General features: G+C 64.5%; 16 protein-coding genes and 1 tRNA gene. 11 read left to right on the forward strand and 6 right to left on the reverse strand.

Going from position 1 to position 13397, the window contains the following annotated elements:
* Positions 1-145: 145 nt before the first annotated feature.
* Positions 146-1516 (reverse strand): DUF3662 and FHA domain-containing protein, encoded by a 1371-nt coding sequence (locus MYCSP_RS00230; RefSeq protein ID WP_070911520.1) that lies wholly within the window; start codon positions 1514-1516, stop codon positions 146-148.
* Between the two features lie 257 nt (positions 1517-1773).
* On the opposite strand from MYCSP_RS00230, the gene MYCSP_RS00235 reads away from it, so the two are divergent.
* The 4 genes from MYCSP_RS00235 (at position 1774) to MYCSP_RS00250 (ending at position 4331) form a co-directional block, all read left to right on the forward strand.
* Positions 1774-1856 (forward strand) — tRNA-Leu (locus tag MYCSP_RS00235).
* 219 nt (positions 1857-2075) lie between these two features.
* A complete protein-coding gene (locus MYCSP_RS00240; protein ID WP_083018360.1) occupies positions 2076-2693 on the forward strand; it encodes a hypothetical protein in 618 nt (205 codons plus the stop codon).
* Positions 2693-3859 carry a glutathionylspermidine synthase family protein gene (locus MYCSP_RS00245; RefSeq protein ID WP_070911518.1) on the forward strand — a complete coding sequence of 389 codons (1167 nt, stop codon included), beginning with the start codon at positions 2693-2695 and terminating at the stop codon, positions 3857-3859. Before MYCSP_RS00240 ends, MYCSP_RS00245 begins: the two co-directional genes overlap by 1 nt.
* A gap of 34 nt (positions 3860-3893) precedes the next feature.
* A complete protein-coding gene (locus MYCSP_RS00250) occupies positions 3894-4331 on the forward strand; it encodes a DUF350 domain-containing protein (protein ID WP_083018447.1) in 438 nt (145 codons plus the stop codon).
* 29 nt (positions 4332-4360) lie between these two features.
* Here the strand turns inward: MYCSP_RS00250 and MYCSP_RS00255 are convergent, their stop codons facing one another.
* A complete protein-coding gene (locus MYCSP_RS00255) occupies positions 4361-5431 on the reverse strand; it encodes a DUF6670 family protein (protein ID WP_088412982.1) in 1071 nt (356 codons plus the stop codon).
* A 320-nt stretch (positions 5432-5751) separates the two neighbouring features.
* Between MYCSP_RS00255 and MYCSP_RS00260 the strand changes: the two genes are divergently transcribed.
* The 5 genes from MYCSP_RS00260 (at position 5752) to MYCSP_RS00280 (ending at position 9289) form a co-directional block, all read left to right on the forward strand.
* Positions 5752-6345 carry a TetR/AcrR family transcriptional regulator gene (locus tag MYCSP_RS00260; protein ID WP_088412983.1) on the forward strand — a complete coding sequence of 198 codons (594 nt, stop codon included), beginning with the start codon at positions 5752-5754 and terminating at the stop codon, positions 6343-6345.
* A gap of 429 nt (positions 6346-6774) precedes the next feature.
* Entirely contained in the window at positions 6775-7083 is a 309-nt protein-coding gene (locus MYCSP_RS00265; protein ID WP_070913613.1) for a PE family protein, read from the forward strand.
* A gap of 5 nt (positions 7084-7088) precedes the next feature.
* Complete coding sequence (locus tag MYCSP_RS00270; protein WP_088412984.1) at positions 7089-8621, forward strand: PPE family protein; 1533 nt, start codon at positions 7089-7091, stop codon at positions 8619-8621.
* Between the two features lie 65 nt (positions 8622-8686).
* Complete coding sequence (locus MYCSP_RS00275; RefSeq protein WP_088412985.1) at positions 8687-8980, forward strand: type VII secretion protein EsxS; 294 nt, start codon at positions 8687-8689, stop codon at positions 8978-8980.
* A gap of 18 nt (positions 8981-8998) precedes the next feature.
* The gene (locus MYCSP_RS00280; RefSeq protein WP_070913619.1) at positions 8999-9289 is read left to right on the forward strand and encodes a WXG100 family type VII secretion target; all 291 of its coding nucleotides are present in this window, start codon (positions 8999-9001) and stop codon (positions 9287-9289) included.
* A 67-nt stretch (positions 9290-9356) separates the two neighbouring features.
* On the opposite strand, the gene MYCSP_RS00285 is transcribed toward MYCSP_RS00280, so the two are convergent.
* Positions 9357-9689 carry a DUF4873 domain-containing protein gene (locus tag MYCSP_RS00285; protein ID WP_088412986.1) on the reverse strand — a complete coding sequence of 111 codons (333 nt, stop codon included), beginning with the start codon at positions 9687-9689 and terminating at the stop codon, positions 9357-9359.
* A 142-nt stretch (positions 9690-9831) separates the two neighbouring features.
* Here MYCSP_RS00285 and MYCSP_RS00290 point away from each other — a divergent pair, with 142 nt between their 5' ends.
* Together MYCSP_RS00290 and MYCSP_RS00295 are read left to right on the forward strand one after the other, a co-directional pair.
* Positions 9832-10878 (forward strand): AurF N-oxygenase family protein, encoded by a 1047-nt coding sequence (locus MYCSP_RS00290; protein ID WP_088412987.1) that lies wholly within the window; start codon positions 9832-9834, stop codon positions 10876-10878.
* The gene (locus MYCSP_RS00295; protein WP_088412988.1) at positions 10875-11330 is read left to right on the forward strand and encodes a nitroreductase/quinone reductase family protein; all 456 of its coding nucleotides are present in this window, start codon (positions 10875-10877) and stop codon (positions 11328-11330) included. The genes MYCSP_RS00290 and MYCSP_RS00295 overlap by 4 nt, the downstream gene beginning before the upstream one ends.
* Positions 11331-11345: 15 nt before the next feature.
* On the opposite strand, the gene MYCSP_RS00300 is transcribed toward MYCSP_RS00295, so the two are convergent.
* From MYCSP_RS00300 to cynR, 3 genes are all read right to left on the reverse strand, one after another.
* Entirely contained in the window at positions 11346-11846 is a 501-nt protein-coding gene (locus MYCSP_RS00300) for a nucleoside deaminase (RefSeq protein WP_088412989.1), read from the reverse strand.
* Between the two features lie 38 nt (positions 11847-11884).
* Positions 11885-12355, reverse strand: a complete 471-nt coding sequence (cynS, locus tag MYCSP_RS00305; protein WP_083018634.1) for a cyanase — start codon at positions 12353-12355, stop codon at positions 11885-11887.
* Between the two features lie 146 nt (positions 12356-12501).
* On the reverse strand, positions 12502-13386 hold the full coding sequence (gene cynR / locus MYCSP_RS00310; RefSeq protein ID WP_088412990.1) for a transcriptional regulator CynR: 885 nt from the start codon (positions 13384-13386) through the stop codon (positions 12502-12504).
* Positions 13387-13397 lie beyond the last annotated feature (11 nt).

Raw genomic sequence — 13397 nt, forward strand, 5'->3', positions numbered from 1 at the left:
GTCCATCGCGCCTCGGCGAGGGTGTCCGGCAGACCGGACATATTCGGCAGGGCAACGATACTTGTCAGGCTCACCCGCCGGGGCCCGATACGTGCAGCCTGTGTCGAACGCGGTGTTGCCGATGCGGTCGCGGTTCCTCTGTTGCCTACTGGACCCGAACGATGATCTCGGAGTGGCCCAGCCGGATGATGTCGCCGTCGGCCAGCTGCCATTCGGTGACCGGTGCGTTGTTGACGGTGGTGCCGTTGGTCGAGTTCAGATCGGACAACAGCGCGGCATGTCCGTCGAAGCGCACCTCGAGGTGACGGCGCGAGACGCCGGTGTCGGGCAGCCGGAACTGCGCGTCCTGACCACGACCGATGACGTTGGTGCCCTCACGCAGCTGGTACGTACGGCCGCTGCCGTCGTCCAGCTGCAAGGTGACGGTCGTGCGTCCGGCGCCCGGGCCGCCCGCGGGGGCACCGTAATCGGGGCTGCTCTGGTAGCCACCCTGCTCGTAGTCGCCGTACTCAGGCTCGCCGTAGCCACCCTGCGGTGATCCGTAACCGCCCTGCTGCGGAGGGGCTCCGTAGCCGCCACCCTGCTGCGGATAGGCGGGAGGACGGCCGTAGTCCTGGCCCGGAGGGGGACCCTGCTGGCCGCCGTATCCGCCGCCTTGCGGCGGGGCACCGTATCCACCGCCCTGCTCGTACTCGCCGTAGTTGGGGCGAGGGGGCTCGCCGTAGCCGCCTTGCTGCGGTGGAGCTCCGTAGCCGCCTTGCTGCGGCGGAGCCGGGGGACGGCCGTAGTCCTGGCCGCCGCCGTAGCCGCCCTGCTCATAGCCGCCCTGCTGCGGAGGACGCTGCTGGTAGCCGCCCTGCTCATAGCCGGCGGGGGGACGGCCGTAGTCCTGGCCGTACTGCTGACCCTGTCCGTAGCCGCCACCTTCGTAACCGCCCTGGCGCGGGGGGTATCCCTGGCCACCCTGCGGCTGCTGACCGCGCGGATCCTGGTCGGGACGCCCGTACCGGTCGTCCTCTCGGCCGTACTCTTCGCCGGGGCGTCCCTGCTGGGGACCTGGGTTGTCAGTCATGGATGCTCCTGGTTGTGGATCCGGGGTCGTAGGGGCAGTCGTCACGGCGCCGTGCGTACGGTCCCGCTTGGTGTCGGGATTGACCACACCGCGCGCGCGAAACTGGCCGGTGTGCAAGTTTGGTGATTGTTCGAATCGGACAACAACCTCACCATACGTTTGCCACCCCTGATCGCGAATATATTCGCGCAGGTGTTCGGCGAACGTGTCTGCGTTGAGATCGCGATCGTCGGCCGCCTTCTCGTGATCTCCGGTGCTGAGGAGAACAAAGAACTCGTTCGGAGCCAGCAGCCGGCCCTGGCCTGCTGACCTGACGCCATCGGCGGCCTCACGACGTAGGGAGGCCTGCACTTCCTGCGGGACGATGCTGCCGCCGAAGACGCGGGCGAAGGCATCGCCGACCACGTCTTCGAGCTTGCGTTCGAAGCGCTGGACAATTCCCATGCCTTCCTCCTTTCGGCGATCGCGTGGCAGGTTCTGCGCGCATGGCGCAGCGCGCCGCCACGAGCGGATCTCGAGTAGATGGTATCGGTTTGATGATCGGCGGCACCCACTCCTCTATTACGAGACGACATCGTCTTGGCACCAACAGTCGTTCTATGCATGTGGTTTGTGACAATTGGCATGGGTGAGCGGGCGGCCGCCGGGCCTTCGCGGTTCGGAGGTGGGGTCGGGATCGTGATAGGCTGCCGCGGTCGTTGGGGCGAGTGGCGGAATGGCAGACGCGCTGGCTTCAGGTGCCAGTGTCCTTCGGGACGTGGGGGTTCAAGTCCCCCTTCGCCCACAAGTATGTGGGCTACCAAGCCCAGCGATAAAGGCCGGAGACCCCGCGGGGTTTCCGGCCTTTTTCTTTCCAGTTCTTTCCCCGGATGCCAGATTGCGGGGGCCGTCGTCCCCCGCACCTCGTGACGTCAGCTACGTCGCCTGTTGGGAGGAACCCGCTGGGCTGTACGGTCATCATTCACAGGGTGTTTTCTATGATTCGGGCAGTAAGGGGGAACAGATGCCCGATCCGTACTCACACGGTGACGAGGCCGGCCAGCGCGAGGCGCAGCAAACCTGGGGTGCCATACGATGGCAGGAGCCGGGTATCACCACACCGCGCCCGCCAACCGTCGCCGAGTCGCGGGCCCGGGACAAAGCGCGTCGTGCCCGCGAGGCCGAGCGCAGGCTGGCCGAGGTACAGGCTCAGAAGGCCGAGGAACGGCGACGGACCCGCAACAACGTCCTCATGGGCTCCGTTGTGGTCGCGGGCATCGCGGCGGTCGTGGCCGTCGGCTATGCGGTGATCGACCGCGATGACGATATCGAGGCCACATGTGTCCAGGATGGCTCCAACGTCGTCGCTCCAGAGGAGTACTGCGAGCGCGGTACCCAGTCGTCTTCGGGCGGCGTGTTCATCTACGCCGGATCGCCCTACCGGTACTACTACGGCGGCCGAAACCAGGGCATCGGGACCATCGCCACCGGCGGCACCCTGGAATTGCCGAAGGGCACCACGGCCAGGACGGGCTCGGGCACCAAGATCACCAAATCCGATGGTTCGGGCAGTGTTTCGCGTTCTCCGTCGGTCTCGCGCGGCGGCTTCGGATCCAGCAGCTCGGGAAGTTCGGGGAGTTGATGCGCCGCGAGCATGCGCTCCCCCGTTCCGGCTGGGAACAAACCGTTGCCTCCCAGGGGATGTGTTATGGCACACCAGCGCGGATGGCAGACGGAAGCGACCGTCCCTACTGGGACGAGTCCGTTCACTATGTCTTCGACATGGATGAGGTGCTCTCGCTCGAGGCAACAGTCGAAGTGCTCCACTCCATGTGCCTGGAAGCCGTTGAGCATGTGATCCTGGTGGGTCGCTACCGAGACTTCGGCCTGCCGGAATGGGCCTGGGAACACATCGAGAAGTCTTGGCGTAGAAGAGATCCGCATTTGTACGGACGTTTCGACCTGCGATACGACGGGCGGCGACCACCCGTTCTGCTCGAGTACAACGCCGACACGCCCACCTCCTTGTTGGAGGCATCCATCCTGCAGTGGCATTGGAAGACCGAGGTGTTTCCCCGGGACGATCAATGGAACTCCCTGCATGAGCAGCTGGTGGCGCGCTGGAAGCAGATCAGCAGGCAATTTCCTGGCGCGGAAACACATTTCGCGTGGTCATCGGCGGACCAGACAGGCGAGGACCATGTGACGTTGGCCTATCTTCAGGAATGCGCCGCCGAGGCCGGGCTCAACACCGTTGGCCTGCCCATCGAGGAAATTGGCTGGGATCACGATCTCAACCGCCTCGTCGATCTGGAGGAAGCGCCGATCGAGTCGATCTTCAAGTTGTACCCGTGGGAATGGATGCTGGACGACGACTTCGGCAGGCACGCAGTGGATCTGCTTCCCGAAACCTTGTGGATCGAGCCGCTGTGGAAGACGCTACTGAGCAACAAGGCAATTCTCGCGATTCTGTGGGAGATGTATCCCGGGCATCCCAATCTGCTCCCGGCCTACATCGACAGCCCGCACGAACTGACCGAGTACGTCCGCAAGCCGAAACTCGGCCGCGAAGGCGCCAACATCACCGTGGTGGGAGCGGGCTACGAGACAGCCACGGGCGGTGTCTACGGTGAAGAGGGGTACGTCTATCAGCTGCTGGATCCGTTGCCTGAGTTCGACGGCATGAGGCCGGTCCTGGGCGCCTGGATTGTCGGCGATGAATCGGCGGGCTTGGGGATTCGTGAGACGGCAGGCCTGATCACCGACGACGGTGCCGCGTTCGTTCCCCACCGGATACCACCTCAATAACGACACCGAGCACCAGACAGACGGGATGACAACCATGAACGCAGCGGGATACTGGTCGATCGTCGCGCACGGTGCAGCGGCCATCTGGCTATACGCCGCAGTGGGATTCGCGCTGACGGCCATCGGGTTCTTCGTGCTGGACTGGACCACGCCGGGCCCATTGCGGCAGATGGTCCGAGCGGGTCTGCCCAATGCGGCAGTGATTTTGGCGGCGGGCCTGTTGTCGCAGGCATTCGTGATCGTCCTCGCCATCTACACGGCGTCGGGGAACATCGTCGAGGGACTGGTGCGCACGCTGGTCTTCGGGCTTATCGGCATAGCGGCCCAGACGATCTGCATCAGACTGATCGAGTGGGTGATGGGTATTGACGTCGGAGACATACTGGCGCACAGGAAGTTCGTGCCCGCCGCACTCGTCGTCGCCGCGGCCTATCTGGCGGTCGGATTGGTGATCGCTGCCGCAATCCTCTAGTGCGGGCGGCAAATCGTGCCGCGCGCGGCCTATCGTCTGGTGTCGACCCATTCCATATAGGCCGACCCGCCCACCGGATTGCCTTGATATTCACCGGTATAGCTGTAAGCGCCGGTGTAGCCGCGCCCATGTCCGTACCGCAGAGGCGAGTCGACAAGGCCCTCGACCGCGAGCACCAGATGCCCGCGGTCGTCGCGGACGGTCCATGTCAGCCGATGGGGGATGCGCATGGCGCGCCCCTCCTCGTCGATCGACGGGTTCTCGCGGTACTCGGTGACGTCCATCCGGACATCGGTGTATACCTCGGTGGACTTGCCGAGGACGCGTACGTGCGCCAGCAGGCAGGCGGCGACCCCGCGTGCCCGGACGTCGGTGAGCAGGATCTGGGCCCCGTCGCCCAGATCGATGATCTGATAGGTGAAGAAGTCGACGGGTAGCTTCAGCGCTTCGGGTAGCGATCGCCGGGTCAGTGACTGGTGGCTGAGGAACCGTGCGTATTCGAAGGTGCCCAGTCCGCTGATCGCCGTGGCTCCGGTGGCATCGACTATGACGCCCGTGTACTCGGCGAGCAGACTCAGGTGGTCGTAGACGGGGGTCTTGACGAAGTAGGAGACCTGGTCGGTGACAGTCAGCTCGACATCGGCCGAAAATTGTCGGTACCGGCCGCGCACGGTGACGTGCGGATGGTCGACCTCGATTTGCAGGTCGTTGCCCCAGCGCAGGACGCTACCGTTGTCGGCGAAGTTGCAGTCGCGCAGGGAGTCGTAGGCACGGTAGTGATGGTGCTCACCGGCGGCGGTGGACGACAGGACGGTCGCGGTGTGCCGGGCATCGGGGGTGGCCAGGTAGTCGTTGTCGAACAGCTCAGCGCCGATCGCGCCGATCAGGGTCATGGTGTTGAGGTACCGGTGCGGTGAGGGCAGGTCGGGAATGAAGACGCCGTAGTGGGTGGCTGCCCACATCCCGCTGGTGGCGTGCGGGCGCAAGATGTCCTTGTCGGTGAAGGGTTTACGCGATGCCTCCAGGCGGCGATCCATCAGAGGTCGCAGCCCGGCCAGGACAAGGCGGGCGAACGCGCGTGAGATGGGCTGGCGTGTCATCGGTTCCGCCGATCTGCCGCGGCGGTACGTCGTCTCGGCGGGATGGGTTCGGATAGCAGGACGCGGTAAACATCGCAGGCGGCTCCGGGGTGGGTGTTCTCCCGCCAGACGCTCGCTACGGAAGTCATGGAGCCGCCTCTCTGCGTTGCGGCGAGTCGAATCGCCACGAATTGACCGACCGGTAATATATGACGAAGTGACCACACGGTCAATCCCTGCGGCGGCTGCAGATCGGAGCTGGGGACGGTTTGTGCGCATGCTCGCCAAGGGGCTCGGCTACCGTCATATGGGTGCAACCCCTCCGGACCGGCAGCAAGGGAATGCCTCGTCAGGAACGGGAGCAGTGGATCTTGACCGCAGCCGCCAATGAGTTCGGGGAGTCCACCTTCGCGGCGTCGAGCATGAACGGGATTGCAGCGCGCGCCGAGGTGTCCAAGGCCCTCGTGTTGGCCTACTTCGGGTCCAAAGAAGATCTCTATGTCGCCTGTGTCGAGCGTGCCGGCGAGCGACTGGCCACTGCGATCGGCGAGGCGCTGACGGGATCACCTGTACGTACCGAGGTCGCGGAAGCGGTGTTGACGGCAATCTTCACCACGCTCGAGAACAGGCGCAGTGACTGGCCGGTTCTCTACGACAAGACGGTGCCCCCCGGGCGGGCCCGGGATGCTGCCCGGCAGCAGCGGACGATTCTGCGCGAGCAAGCTGCCGCGGCAGTGACCAGAACCCTTGGGGCCGTGGGGCTCCATGATGACGACGATCTTTCGGCGGCGACGCTGGTCTGGGAGAACGTGGTTTCGGCATTGGTGCAGTGGTGGCGGCACCACCCGGACCGTTCGGCCGATGAGATGGCCGGGCGTGCACGGAGAGTCCTCACGGCGCTGTCGGACCGCGCCGTCGACGAAACCCGACTGTAGTAGTAGCCCCGGTCCGATGGGCATTGCCGGTGACTTACGCCACAGTCGCGGGGAGTGCCTGCACCCTATGTGCCATCGGCACACTGGGCCGCGTTCTCTGGAGACGGGCGTTATACGCGCAGGTCACGCTTGACGGGGGCGCAGTCGAGCAAGTGCCAAGTTGATCTCAGCAATCTAGAAGTTTCGGTTAGAAACAGCTCAAGGCATACGAATCAGTTCCAAGCGAACTATCGACACGGCTATTAGGCAATGCTAACTTCAGCTCATGCGGTCGCCGATTCGCAAGGCTGGACGATCACCAGTCATCGACTCAGCTACTACAAGCCACTGGTCGTGCCGACCGCGTTCCGGTGCTGGTGCATCGGACTGGGCCGAGGCCGTCTGTTCGCTCGTCGGTGAGCATGTTGCTCAGGGAAGGGAGTATCCACGATGAATCTGAACGTTGTTCCGGAAGGTTTGATGGCCACCAGTGCGGCCGTGGAGGCACTGACCGCACGGTTGGCTGCCGCCCATGCCGCCGCCGCTCCGGTGATCGGTGCGGTCGTGCCGCCGGCGGCCGATCCGGTATCGCTGCAGACCGCCGCGGGTTTTAGTGCTCGCGGTGTGGAGCACACCGGTGTCGCGGCGGTGGCCGTCGAGGAATTGGGCCGGGCCGCACTGGGTGTGTCGGAGTCCGCTGCCAGCTACACGACCGGGGACATGCAGGCGGCTGCGACCTACCTGATCGCGCGAGGCTAGATCCGGTGACGGCTCCGATTTGGATGGCTTCGCCCCCCGAGGTGCATTCGGCGCTGCTCAGCGCCGGGCCCGGCCCGGGCGCACTGTTGGCAGCTGCCGCGCAATGGCAGGCGCTCTCGGTGCAGTACGCCACGGCCGCCACGGAGTTGACCCAACTGTTGGCCGCCACCAATGCCGGTCCCTGGCAGGGGCCCAGTGCCATGCAGTACGTGGCCAGTCATGCGCCGTATCTGGCGTGGCTGACGCAGCAGAGCGCGATGAGCGCCACCAACGCCGTCCTGCACGAGACGGCGGCAGCCGGGTACACCACGGCGTTGGCCGCCATGCCCACGCTGGCCGAGTTGGCTGCCAACCACATGATCCACGGCGTGCTGCTGGCCACCAACTTCTTCGGTATCAACACGATTCCCATCGCAGTGAACGAGGCCGACTACATCCGGATGTGGGTCCAGGCCGCCACCACCATGAGCATCTACCAAGGTGTCTCGAGTACGGCATTGGCCGCCGCCGCACCCACGGAACCGTCGCCGATGATCATGGCGCCGGGCGGGGAGATGTCCCGCATGACCGCCGACATGACCGGCATGGCCGCACAGGCCCAAGCCCTCGAATCCGGCACCGCACTGGACAACAGCAACAACATGATCGATCAGCTCATGCGATTCATGACCAATCCGCTGGGCACTCTGCAGGACATGATCGAAGACTTCATGAAGAATCCGATCGCCGCGTTCTTCGCATGGTTCCCGCTGTTGTTCTTCATCGCCTACGAGGCGTTCTTCATCCCCTTCGGATTCACCTTCTGGGGTGTGTTGCTTTCGGCACCGGCTTGGCTGCCGATCGTGCTGGGGCTGGCGCTTTCGGCGCTGGTTCCGCCTGCCGGGATCGAAGAGCCGGGCCAGCAGGACGAGCCCGGACGCGAGCCCGGACGGATTGAGCGCAGAAATCCGCACCAGGATCTACAGCTCGTACAGGTCCCGTCGTCTCCGTCGATACCGACCGGGTCGTCTTCTGTTCCAACGACTTCCAGCAGCCCGGCGTCCCCCTCGCCGACCCCGGCCACTGCGGCTCCGGCATACTTGGTCTACGCGGTACGGGAGGATCCGCCGGCGGCGCGGTTCGGGCCGACGTTGAACGAGGGCAGTGGCGCCAAGGCGCCTGCCGCGGGAATCTCTGCGGCCGCCGCGGCTGCGGCCTCGTCGCGTTCACGGGCGCGGCGCAAGCGCGGCGCACAGATCAAGGACCCGGCGCACCAGTTCATGGACATGAACTCAACGGTGAGCCCAGAATTTTCGGAGGCTGCCGCGCGACAGCCAGTCGGCGTGGGGGCCTCCGCGCGCGGTACAGGCCGACTGGGTTTTGCCGGCGCCGTACAGGCAGGGGCCGGAGCCACGGCGGCGGCCGGACTCGCCGAACGCGACAACAGCATTGCCGAGGCATTGGACGGTGCCCGCACCGCTCCGATGCTGCCGACCACCTGGGGCGCAGACCCCGAACACAACCCGGACGGTCCCGCCGAAGGGGGGTCCAGCAGCTGACCGGCAACCCCTGTCCGCCGACTAACCAAATCACTAGACAGCACAACATGATTGAGGAGATGTAGATGAGTTTGCTTGATGCGCATATTCCGGCGTTGGTGGCCGCTGAGGGCACGTTTGGTGCTAAGACGGCGTTGATGCGTTCGACGATTTCGCAGGCCGAGTCGGCGGCGATATCGGCGCAGGCGTTCCATGTCGGTGAGTCCTCGGCTGCTTTCCAAGCCGCGCACGCCCGGTTCGTGGAGGTGGCCGCCAAGGTCAACGCACTGCTGGATATCGCCCAGGTCAACCTTGGTGACGCCGCGGCGACCTACGTCGCAGAAGACGCCGCCGCTGCCAGCCGTTACGTCGGCGTCTAGGAAAGGACGGATAAGACAATGTCGCAGATCACTTTCAATTATCCCGCGATGCTGGCCCATGCCGGTGAGATGAACACCTTCTCCGGTGTGCTGACCGCTCTGGGCGCCGACCTGGCGGCTCAGCAGGCTTCTCTGCAGGCTGCCTGGCATGGTGATACCTCGATGAGTCAGGCCGCTTGGCAGGCTCAGTGGAACACCGCGATGGAAGAACTCGTGCGCGCCTACCGCGCCATGGGCAGCACCCACGAGACCAACACCCTCTCGATGAACGCCCGCGACATGGCCGAAGGAGCCAAATGGGGCGCATAAACACCCACGGCTGACTGTTCAACGCATAAGGGCCAGAGACTCGAAAGGTCTCTGGCCCTTATGCGTTTCACGATTCGGTGGACTCCCCGGGAGGGGGAAACGGCGGGCGTCCGCTACCCCGCAGCCGATACCGCCCCCACAAGTCGATCTCGTCGACGACGACAGCGGACTGCCCGTAGGCGGTGCGGAGGATTCCGGACGCACGATCTCTGCCGAACTGTGCGAGCGAGTCTGTCGCAGAGGTAATTCGGCCATGCCAGCGGTACGTGCCGTCGATCGGCTGGAAGAAGCCCCGGAGCCGTACGCTGACGTCGAGCTCTTCATCGTCGACTATCAGAGTCGCCGGACCGCAGTAGTGCACCCCATCGTCTGTGTGCGCGGAATCGTTGGCTAGTCGCATGCGCACACCCTCTAACGACGCAAATCAGGTCTTGCTTCTTGGGGAGGAAGGAGTACCGTCCTCAGCTATACCGAACAGTATATACCCGGTACTGATAGTAACGAAATCGCGACGATCATTGCGTCGCGGGACGGGAGTGGCAATGAGTGTCGAAGTCACGAACCAACGAGGCCGAGTCCGTGGGCGACCGGACATCGACCCGCAACTGGCGATGGAGCGCCGTCTGAAAGCCTCGACCGAGAAGTACTACGACCCGGAGATCGACATCGATTGGGAGGCTCCGATTGACCCCGAGCGGCCATGGTTGAGCCCACACCGAGTGAGTCTGGAGGGTACGGAGCTGTGGGAGAGCCTTACGCGGGAGCAACGGCTTGAGTTCGGTCGACAGCAGCTGGGCTCGATCCTGATCCTCGGTATTTGGTTCGAGACCGCGTTGGCGATTTTCCTGTATCACGACCTCATGGTGAGTCCGGTGATCGGTAGCCGGAGCAGGTACCTGCTCACCGAAATAGGCGAGGAGACAAGGCATTCCACGATGTTTGCGCGCCTGGTCGAAAAGATGGGGGAAGGGTCCTCTGCGGTGGAGTTCCGTCTACCGCGCCTTGCGCGTGGCGCGGTTCCGTTCTTCAGCTCCCTGCTACCCGTGGGTGCGGCGATGTACACAGCCATCTTGATGGCGGAGGAGGTGTTGGATCGTCTGCAACGTGAAGGAATGAATGACACGGGTCTGCAGCCGCATGCGCGTGCCGCGATGCGGATTCACGTGATCGAGGAAACGCGACATGTTTCGTTCGCAAAGGAGGAGATCCTGCGCGGCTACCGCCAAGCAGGGCCCGCTGGACGCTTCTTCACCCGTATGACGGCGGCAGGAGCGGCGCTGGTCTTTCCTGCACTCGCACTGACCAACCCCCGGATGTACCGCGCGATCGGGGTCAATCCGGTTGCGGGCATGCTGACCGGCTTCTTCGGTCGGCGATACCGCGAGAACGCACAGTTTCTTTTCGGCCCGATGGCGCGCTTTTTCTACGACGCGGGAATCATCAGAGGTGTTCTGGCACGGACGCTTTGGCGGCTCTCCCGGGCCCTGCCGGAAGACGTGCGGGAGTCTATGAGACAAGACGGCGGGATACCGGGCAGCCGAACGCACCTATCGCTGGTGCGCTCGGCACCGGATGAGAAGGCGCAATGACCCGGGCGCGCACACCCGATTGGGTGTTGGAAACGGGGGCCCGCGCGATGGAGGCCAGTCACAGACTGCTGCTCGCGGCAACGGGCGGACGGTTGGGACAACGCTTCGGGCGCAACCAGACCGTCGAGTTGCATGTCGCCGGCCGGAAAACGGGCCGGCGTATCTCGACGCTGTTGACATCACCGGTCTATGCGCCTGAGCGGATGGTGCTGGTTGCCTCGAAGGGCGGATCGTCGGATCATCCTGACTGGTACAAGAATTTGGTGGTCAATCCGGTTGTCGAGATCACGGCGGAGGGAACCACTCAGACATACCGGGCACGCACGGCCTCGGCGGACGAGAAGGCGCAACTGTGGCCGAGCATCGTCGCGTCCTTCCCCGGCTACGACGGATACCAGCGGAACACCGACAGGCCAATTCCCGTGGTGATCTGTGAGTTGACGCGTGACTGACCGCCTGACCGCCGTTCAGGACGCGATGGGCGCACCGGTGACGCGCCGGTCACCGCCATTGCGTTCCTGCCACCGACGGTAGACGGCCACGGCGTCGTCGCGGGATTCGTGACGCAGGGGTAGTCGCCGCTGATCCCAGGGTTTGTCGAATTCGCCGTAGAAGGTGTTGAGCTCGAAGTACTTTCGGTCATCGACGTAGTGCGGTTCGTAGGCCTCGCGGGTGGTGAGGAACACGACCTCGTCGGGCGAGCAGTAGTAGAGCGCGCCGAGGCACATGGGGCACGGCAGGGCGAGAATATAGATGGTGGTCCCGATCAGGTGTTCAGTGCCCAGCCGGGTACAAGCGTCGCGGATGGCCAAGATCTCCGCATGTGCCGTGGGGTCGCTGGTCTGCGCGACCTTGTTCGCGCTCTCGGCCAGCACTTCTCCGTCCTTGACGATCACGGTGGCGAAGGGACGACCGCCCTCGTCGACATTGCGGCGTGCCAGATCGATTGTTCGTTGCGCGAAGTCCATGGGAATCCTTCTGGGCTGCTCGGTGATTGACGACGTGATCAGAACGGCACGGTGGGCAGGTACTTGCCGTCGAGGGTGATCACCGCGCGGTGACCGCCGTCTGGATCCGGAACCTTCTGCACGTCGAGCCTGAAGTTGATGGCGCTGATGATGCCGTCGCCAAACTTCTCGTGTACCAGCGCCTTCAGCGTGGTGCCATACACCTGGAGCATCTCGTAGAAGCGGTAGATCGTCGGATCGGTGGGGATCCCACCGGGAATCGAGCCGCGGGTCGGGATGGTTTGCAAAAGGGTGGCGGCGTCGGTGCCGAGGTCGAGTAGGTCGGCGACGGCCTCGGCGGCCTTGTGCGGTAGCGGGTGCTGGCCGAGTACCGCGGCGGTGACAAAGGCCGGTGAGTATCCGGCGGCCTCGGCGATCTGTTGCCAACTGAGGTTTTTGGAGACCTTCGCCTCGACGGCCGTGACGGCCAGTTCTTCGCGACTGGTGGGGTCGAATTGCGCGTGCGCCATGGTGCGGCACTCCTCTCGGAGAAGGGATGTGGGGCAGTTCGGGTGGGACCCTGTGCCCCGTCGGCAACTCCAGCGTGCGCTACCGATAACTATAGAGTCCAATACTTGTTTTCAATGGAACCTATTGATCTGATGAATAACTCTGCTCAGTATTCGAGAGCTGCGGCGCGCACGATCTCCGCGAAGGCGCGGGCGGCAGCCGAGTGATAAGCGGTGTTGCGTCGCAACAGTTCTACAGTGCGGGTGGGCATGGGCGGAGCGAGCGGCACCAAGCGCAGGTCGGTGTGCTCGCGCGCGACCGCGTCGGGAAGGACGGTGGCCAGCGAACCGCGCCTGACGAACTCCAGCAGCGCGCTGATCGAGTTGGCCTCCACCGCGATGTGTGGCGAGACTTCGAGGTCGCTGAAGTAGGCGTCGATGTCCCGCCGCGTCGCGAAGTCCGCGCTGAGTAGGCCGAGTGCCTCGTGCGCGAGCTGACGCACGGGCAGCGCGCGTCGTTTCGCGGCGAGCCGATGATCCGGGCCGACCACCAGCCGCAGTGTCTCGGTGAACAGCGGGACGTGGTCGATGCCCGCCGGATGGGCGCCCGCGAAAGCGATGCCGAGATCGAGTCGGTCGGCCAGCAGATCGGCCTCGATGCGTTCCTGCGTGGTCTCGCGAACGGTGAGGGTGATCCCTGGGTGTGCGGTGCGAAACCGGTGCACCAGCGAGCCTATGAAATAGGTGGTGAAGGTCGGCGTCATGGCGATCCGTAGATGCCCGCGCGACAGGTCCTGCACATCGTGGACCGCACGTTCGCCCGCCTCGAGGTCGCGCAGGGCCAAGCGTGCGTACTGAGCATAGGCCTCGCCCGCGTCGGTCAGGCGAACGGTGCGGCCCGAGCGGTCGAGTAGCACCACCCCGAGCGAACGTTCGAGTTGTTTGATCTGTTGCGACAGCGTCGGTTGGGAGATGTGCAAGGCCTCGGCCGCGCGGGTGAAATTCGCGTGGTCGGCGACCGCGAGCAGGTACCGGATATGGCGCAGCTCCATGGACGCCACTG

The sequence above is a fragment of the Mycobacteroides saopaulense genome, assembly GCF_001456355.1.
GTDB classification, from domain to species: domain Bacteria; phylum Actinomycetota; class Actinomycetes; order Mycobacteriales; family Mycobacteriaceae; genus Mycobacterium; species Mycobacterium saopaulense.